We start from the raw sequence: 6,632 nt of genomic DNA, 5'->3' as shown, positions 1-6,632 counted from the left end.
CGGCCGACCAGGTCCTCGATGTCCACGCCGCGGTAGCGCAGCGCCGAACCTTCCTTGTCCGGCTCGGCGATCTGCGTGTCGAACGCGACCACGCCCTCCAGGCCGTGCTGCACCTCGGTCCTCGGATCTGACATGCGACTCCCTCGTCCTCGTGTGGTCGGCGCGCTGTCCACCAAGTCGCCGCGGGCCGATACGCTCTCAGGCATAGAGGATCTCAGCACGTGACGTCTTTACCTTCGCTTCCGAAGATCTCGAGCCGACGTTCTTGCGGGATGCCCGGTGTGCCAGCCGGCAGATAGTGCAGTTGAACCGCGCGCCGGCGAGTGTCAGTACGGTTTGCCGGGGTTCCGTGGTGCAGCAATCCGTGAAAGAAGAGAATCCCGCCCGGCGGGAGTGGAACGACTGTGTCACGGGTTACCTGGACCTCGTCGTCACACAGCTGAAAGTCGCGACGCCTGAAGTGAACGACCGGTCCTTCGACGTGGCTGCCTGGGATCACATGCATGCAGCCGTTCTCGGGTGTAGCAGGATCCAGAGCAATCCAAACCCCGACGATCGGCGTCCCGGGCTCATATGAGAAGAACGCATTGTCCTGATGCCACGGCTTCTCTCTTCCACCGCCCGGCGGCTTCAGCAGCGCCATGTCCTGGAACATCGTGAGATCCTCACTGCCTGTCAACTGACGGACAATTCGCAGGATCCGCTTGTCGGTCGCCAGTCCGCGCAGGCGAGAGTCCTCGTTGACGAACCACATGAACTTCCGCACGAGGTCCATGCGTTCGGTTCCGGTCGCGGTGTCCACGTGATCCGCGGCCCATGACTCGTACTGGATCTCTGCCTGTCCTGGACTGGTCAGGACGTGGGACAGTCCGTCCAGGACATCGGTGACCTCGTGCGGTTCGAGGACGTTGCGCACGGCAAGGTAACCGTCCACCGCGAACCTCGCGACATCGGCTGCGCTGATCTCGTCGATCGACTCCACGAACGTGGCTGGATTGTCGAATCGGTACAGATCCGGGGGGTAGCCGAAGTCGGTCGTCGTATCCACCTGGAACTTGGCCTGGTCCGGCGGATTCAGCGTCCGCCGCGGCTTGTAGTCGAACTTGGTAGTCGTGTCCGCCCGGGATTTGCCCATGGCCATGCCCCTTGTTTGATCGAGCCGCGCCAAGCGCAACGGCTGCGATCGACGCTAGGTCAATGAGCGCCCGACCTACGACGGCGTGAGCCGGGTCTTCTGTGGGCTCAACCGGGGTTCGAGCCGCGCCAGCGACTTGGTGGACAGCCCTGATTGTGTTGTTCGAACTGACGGGCGAACAGGCGGTAGTCGTTGTACCCCAACGCCTGGGCGACCTCTGTGACGTTGAGAGCAGTCTCCGTAAGAAGTTCTCGGGCACGCTCGATCCGGGCCGCGACGCAGTACGCACGAAAGGTCCGGCCCGTCTCCGCGCGGAACAGCCGCGAGAAGGTGTCTGGAGCGAGTTTCGCGACCGCCGCGGCCTCAGCCAGTGTTCTGCGCTGGTCGAGTCGCGAGCGGAGCATGTTGATAGCGATCCGCACTCGTGGGTCCAACGGAGGCGGCAAGGCGCCCTCTGACCGGGCTGCCTGGACGTGTAACTCCATCAACAGCGCAGCCAGGTCTGACGAGGCCTGGGCTGGCCCAGAGCTGTCGCGGCGGTGGACGGCGCTGATCACTGCACGGAGCCGCTCCCAGACAGCCGAGGGCTCTGTCAGACGCACAACTCGCGGTGCCAGCAGGCGTGCGTCAGGTCGATCCGGATAGTCGTAGTGACAGAACCCAACGTGCAGCCGATCGTCGCTGTCTTGGTCGGCGTCGATCTCGTCGCCCGGCCGAAGCATCAATATCGTGCCGGCTGAGAGTTGGATTGACTCGCCTGCCAGCTTCGCTACGCCGCTCCCCGACGTGACCGCCCACAGGTCGAAGTCCGGGATCGTGTGCCGCCAGGCCCAGCCCGGCTCACACCGCACCCAACTGGCGGAGTTGCCGGCGCGAAGGGGGTACGTCATCGCGGCAGCGGCCAACGTCCGCCAGACGCCCGGATCGGTGTAATCGGCCGAAGACTCGGCATCCATAGTTCAATCATGCCTTCAGTATCAAGGTTGCCTGAGGCAAGGTTTGCGCTCGGATCCTTGTTCTCAGAGCGAGGAGTCCATCCACGGTAGTACATATCTGAAGGTTTGCCTGACCCGATGGCTCCTGAGAAGCCGCGGTGACGGAGGTAGCCAGCGAACTCGGACCTACTACTACGTCCCCTGGCTCCTCGCCAGCCGAGTCCCCGACCCTGCCAGGGGAGATGGTAGCCGCCATCATCCTTAGGCGAATGGCCAAACCCGGCGAGCTGGACCGTCTATCGCCGACAACGGCTGATTGACCTCCGAAACCGGCTGCATTCTCCCGCAGACCCAGCGTCACCAACCCCGGCTTAGTGCACAGTCCATCGTTGTCAGTTAAGGCCGAGGCCCCTCTAAACCCTACTCAGTGCACATTTATGGCCGTTTGAGCCGTGGCTGCGCTTCCCGGCTCGCGCCTAATGTGGCGCATCAGCCCTCACCGATGTGGGCTCGGAAATCGGGAGCGCAGGATGGATCATCTCATCACCCGCTGCCGATTAGTGACTGCCAGAACCATCGTGGCTCCCCCCATGATCTTGGCGGGCTGCAGCGGCACTCGCCGAGGCGGTGCTGGCTGCAAGGCAAAGTTGGTTCCTCTTGTGTCTTGGGCGGGAGGTTCTCGCTGACCTTCGTCCTAGAAGGCAGCCCCGTCAGCCTTGCGACGGAGTAAGAGTTGTGCCCGGGCCAGGCCGGCGCCCGCCGGGAGGACGTACCCGTTCATGACCGGTGACTGGCTGCCGGGTTCCTGTCCCGTCAGGTCGGCGAAAGGAGTGCGGTGTGATGCCTGTGATGGATACCGCCCGCGCGTGGCCATCGAGTGAAACAGTCCGCGCGGATCCCCCGGAGGAACCGCCTCGTGTCAACAAGGTGTCTTTCCTGACCCGGTTGCGGCGGGATTACCCGGTGCTGCTGCTGGCGATCCCTGGGCTGCTGGTGATCTTGGCGTTCCAGTACTACCCGTTGCTGGGGAATGTGATCGCTTTCCAGGACTATCAGCCGTATCTCGGGATCAGGCAGAGCTTGTGGGTGGGGCTGGACAACTTCAAGGTGATCGTCAGCGGTGATCCGGCGTTCCTGAACGCGGTCAAGAACACCCTGATCCTGACCCTGATCCAGACGGTCATCGTGTTCCCCGCGCCGATCGTCGTGGCGATCGTGCTGCACAGCCTGCTGTCGGGCCGGTTGCGGCAACTGGTGCAGTCGATCATCTACCTGCCGCACTTCATGTCGTGGGTGATCGTGGTCGCGGTGTTCCAGCAGGTGCTGGGCGGGACCGGGATGATCAACAACTGGCTGCGCTCGCACGGCCACGACCCGCTGCACATCATCGGGAACGTCGAGGTCTTCCGGGCGCTGCTGACGTCGCAGGTGCTGTGGAAGGACACCGGGTGGGCGACCATCCTCTTCCTGGCCGTGTTGTCGCAGATCGACCGCGCCCTCTACGAGGCGTCCGCGGTGGACGGCGCCGGCCGCTGGCGGCAGACCTGGCACGTGACGCTGCCGGGGCTGAAGCCGATCATCATCCTGCTGCTGATCCTCAAGCTCGGCGACTCGCTGACGGTCGGCTTCGAGCAGATCATCCTGCAGCAACAGGCCGTCGGCATCGACGCCAGTGAGGTCCTCGACACCTACGTCTACAACAACGGCATCGTCGGCGGGAACTGGGGCGTGGCCGCCGCGGTCGGCTTGGTGAAGAGCGCCTTCGCCCTGGCTCTGGTGCTGTCGGCGAACAAGATCGCCCATCGCTTCGGCGAGGAGGGGGTGTACCGGGGATGACCAACACCAAGGCTTCCGTCACGAAGCGGCATCGCTCGATGGTCGACGGGATGCCGATGCCGCGGCTGCCGGAGCGGGCCGTCAAAGCGGTCTTCCTGGCCATCATCTGCGCGCTGGTCGTGTTCCCGTTCATCGGCGTGATCTCGACCAGCCTCGCGCCCGCCGAGGAGGTGACCAAGTCCGGCGGTTTCGTGATGTTCCCGACCCACGGGATCGACCTGTCGGCGTACCGCTCGATCCTCTCCGGTGGAACGGTGACGCAGGCGCTGCTAATCAGCTGCTTTATCACCGCCGTGGGCACAGGGCTCGCGCTGCTGCTCACCTGCACTTTGGGTTGGGCTTTGAGCCGCCGCGGCTCGATCGGGAACCGGCCGCTGCTGCTGCTCGTCCTGATCAGTCTATTGTTCAACCCGGGCCTGATCCCGTCCTATGGTCGTCCAGCAGTTCGGCCTCCTGAATAGCGTGTGGGCTGTCATCGTGCCGGTGTGTGTCAGCGCGTTCAACGTGGTCGTCGTCCGCGCGTACTTCGTCGGCCTGCCCGGCGCGATCATCGACTCGGCGCGGATCGACGGCGCGTCGGAATGGCAGCTGTTCCGGCACATCGGCCTGCCGCTGTCCAAGGCGGTGATCGCCGTCATCGGGCTGTTCTACGGCGTCGGCTACTGGAACAGCTTCTTCAACGCACTGCTCTACCTCAACGACACCAGCAAATGGCCACTGCAACTGGTGCTGCGGACCTACGTCGTCAACGGAGCCGAGCTCGGCAGCCAAGACCTCGGGCTCAGCGGCGAGGCGGTCCCGCCACAGACGCAGATCCAGATGGCGATCCTGATGATTTCGATCATTCCGATCCTCGTTGTGTATCCGTTCATCCAGCGCCACTTCGCCAAAGGCGTCCTCACCGGAGCCGTCAAGGGCTGACCCGTGACGAGAGAGGTAACACCACCATGAGTGTCCACGATGCGCGGCCGCTGAGCCGCCGGACCGTACTCGCCGGCGCCACGGCGCTCGGCCTAGCCAGTGTGGCCGGCTGTTCCAACGCCGGCCGGGGCGGCTCGAGCGCGGGCAACGACGAGGCGTCACGGGCCAAGATCCGGCCCGCCTACGAGCGCTACACCGGGGTCGAACCCGACATGGCCGGCGCCGAGTACAACATCCCGGACGCATTCCGCCGCTACCCGGCCAACCCGGTCCAGGCGATCACGGAACCGCCAGGTGACGGCCAACCGATCCAGGTCATGACCCCTACCGCCTGGGCCATCCCGCCCAAGGTCGAGCAGAACACCTTCTGGCAGGAGCTCAACAAACGGGTCGGGTCCCCGATCTCGGTGAACCTGACGCCGTCGGTGGACTATCCGAAGAAGTTTGCCACCGCGGTCGCCGGCGACCAGCTCGGTGACATCTTCACGGTCGGCGCGGTCCCGCAGATCCCGCAGATGCTGGCGGCGAAGGCGACCGACCTTTCTCCGTACCTGTCCGGCGACAACATCAAGAAATACCCGTTCCTGGCGAACCTGCCCGAGGACTGCTGGAACTCGGCGATCTTCAACGGCAAGATCTACGCCATCCCGATTCCACGCGGCGCGATCAGCTCCTCGGTTCTCTACAGCCGCGCCGACATCCTGGAGGCGCAAGGGCTGAAGGCCGAGGTGAAGAGCACCGACGACTTCGTCGAACTGTGCAAAGCCCTGACCAACGGCCGGATGAACCGCTTCGCACTGGCCGCCACGCCGACGCAGTACGTGCGGAACATGTTCGACATGCCGAACCTGTGGCGCAAGAACGGCGACGCGCTTGTCAGCTACCTCGAACACGAGGCCCACGAGGAGGTCCTCGAGATCCTGCAGAAGCTGTGGAAGTCCGGCTACATCCACCCAGACGCCTACTCCGGCCAGAACACGGACCTGAAGACACGGTTCGCGAACGGATCGAGCCCACTTGTGCAGGACACCTTCAGCGCCTGGCCGACGTACCTGCAGAAAATGACCGCCCCCAACGCCCGGATCGCGACCATCCCGCCACCGAAACACGACGGCTCGGGCATGGGCCGAACCTGGCTAGGCAGGCCGGCGATCTACGTCACGGCGATCAGCAAGAAGGCCGAACCACGGGTCGAAACCCTGCTGTCCTACCTGAACTACCTGGCCACGCCGTTCGGCACCCAGGAGTACCTATTCCGCAAATACGGCCTAGCCGGCATCCACCACCAAATGGTCGACGGCAATCCGGTGATCAGCGCGAAGGGTTTCAGCGAGACCCAGCTTGGCCTGCAGTACGAGGCCGACGCGCCCTGGACGATCTTCCTGCCCGAGCGCGAGGGCAGCGCCGACGCCGAGTTCAACGCGATGAAGGCGGTCTGTCCGGACGCCATCGCCAACCCGGCCGCCGGCCTGTACTCCGAAACCGATGTGCGCAAGGGCCAGCAACTCACCGACGCCGTCAACCAGGTCGCCGACGACATCGTCCAAGGCCGCAAACCGGTGTCGGCCTGGCGCGACGCGGTCAAGAAATGGAAGAACGACGGCGGCGACCGCATCGCCGACGAACTCGCCCAAGCCCTCAAGACCTCACGCTGAGACGCGACCATCGAGGAGCGGAAGACAACGCCATAGATGTCAGGTGAGCGAGTGACGTCACTCGTCATCGGGTGGTGGTGTGCACGCTGCAGGCTTGCCGCCTCGAGTGGGGTGATCGTCTTGAGAGGACTCCTTGTGTCCCATTTCGGC

At 64.2% G+C, this 6,632-nt stretch carries 7 protein-coding genes and 1 pseudogene; 4 read left to right on the top strand and 4 right to left on the bottom strand.

Translation table 11 applies throughout. The features are described from left to right. The 4 genes and pseudogenes from AB0H36_RS44115 to AB0H36_RS44100 form a co-directional block, all read right to left on the bottom strand. Positions 1-134: citrate/2-methylcitrate synthase (locus AB0H36_RS44115; protein WP_360537449.1), on the bottom strand; the 134-nt coding region annotated here is incomplete at its 3' end. Positions 135-214: 80 nt separating this feature from the next. Next, positions 215-1,135: a phytanoyl-CoA dioxygenase family protein gene (locus AB0H36_RS44110; protein ID WP_360537443.1), complete on the bottom strand. Its 921-nt coding sequence runs from the start codon at positions 1,133-1,135 to the stop codon at positions 215-217. Positions 1,136-1,242: 107 nt separating this feature from the next. After that, on the bottom strand, positions 1,243-1,557 hold the full coding sequence (locus tag AB0H36_RS44105) for an AraC family transcriptional regulator (protein WP_360537447.1): 315 nt from the start codon (positions 1,555-1,557) through the stop codon (positions 1,243-1,245). Positions 1,558-1,638: 81 nt separating this feature from the next. After that, a pseudogene (locus tag AB0H36_RS44100) lies at positions 1,639-2,025 on the bottom strand (AraC family ligand binding domain-containing protein); the annotation flags it as partial. A gap of 972 nt (positions 2,026-2,997) precedes the next feature. Between AB0H36_RS44100 and AB0H36_RS44095 the strand changes: the two are divergent. The 4 genes from AB0H36_RS44095 to AB0H36_RS44080 are packed head-to-tail and all read left to right on the top strand — an operon-like array spanning position 2,998 to position 6,482. Next, entirely contained in the window at positions 2,998-3,906 is a 909-nt protein-coding gene (locus AB0H36_RS44095) for an ABC transporter permease subunit (RefSeq protein WP_360537441.1), read from the top strand. Then, on the top strand, positions 3,903-4,367 hold the full coding sequence (locus AB0H36_RS44090; protein ID WP_360537439.1) for a hypothetical protein: 465 nt from the start codon (positions 3,903-3,905) through the stop codon (positions 4,365-4,367). The genes AB0H36_RS44095 and AB0H36_RS44090 overlap by 4 nt, the downstream gene beginning before the upstream one ends. 1 nt (position 4,368) lies before the next feature. Beyond that, positions 4,369-4,827: a carbohydrate ABC transporter permease gene (locus tag AB0H36_RS44085; RefSeq protein ID WP_360537437.1), complete on the top strand. Its 459-nt coding sequence runs from the start codon at positions 4,369-4,371 to the stop codon at positions 4,825-4,827. Positions 4,828-4,853: 26 nt separating this feature from the next. After that, complete coding sequence (locus AB0H36_RS44080; protein WP_360537435.1) at positions 4,854-6,482, top strand: extracellular solute-binding protein; 1,629 nt, start codon at positions 4,854-4,856, stop codon at positions 6,480-6,482. The last annotated feature ends 150 nt before the right edge of the window (positions 6,483-6,632 follow it).

Origin of the sequence: Kribbella sp. NPDC050820 (assembly GCF_040653975.1) — a bacterium.
Taxonomy (GTDB): Bacteria; Actinomycetota; Actinomycetes; order Propionibacteriales; family Kribbellaceae; genus Kribbella.
Note: the sequence above shows the minus strand (reverse complement) of the source record. Positions and strands in the feature narration are given on the sequence as shown.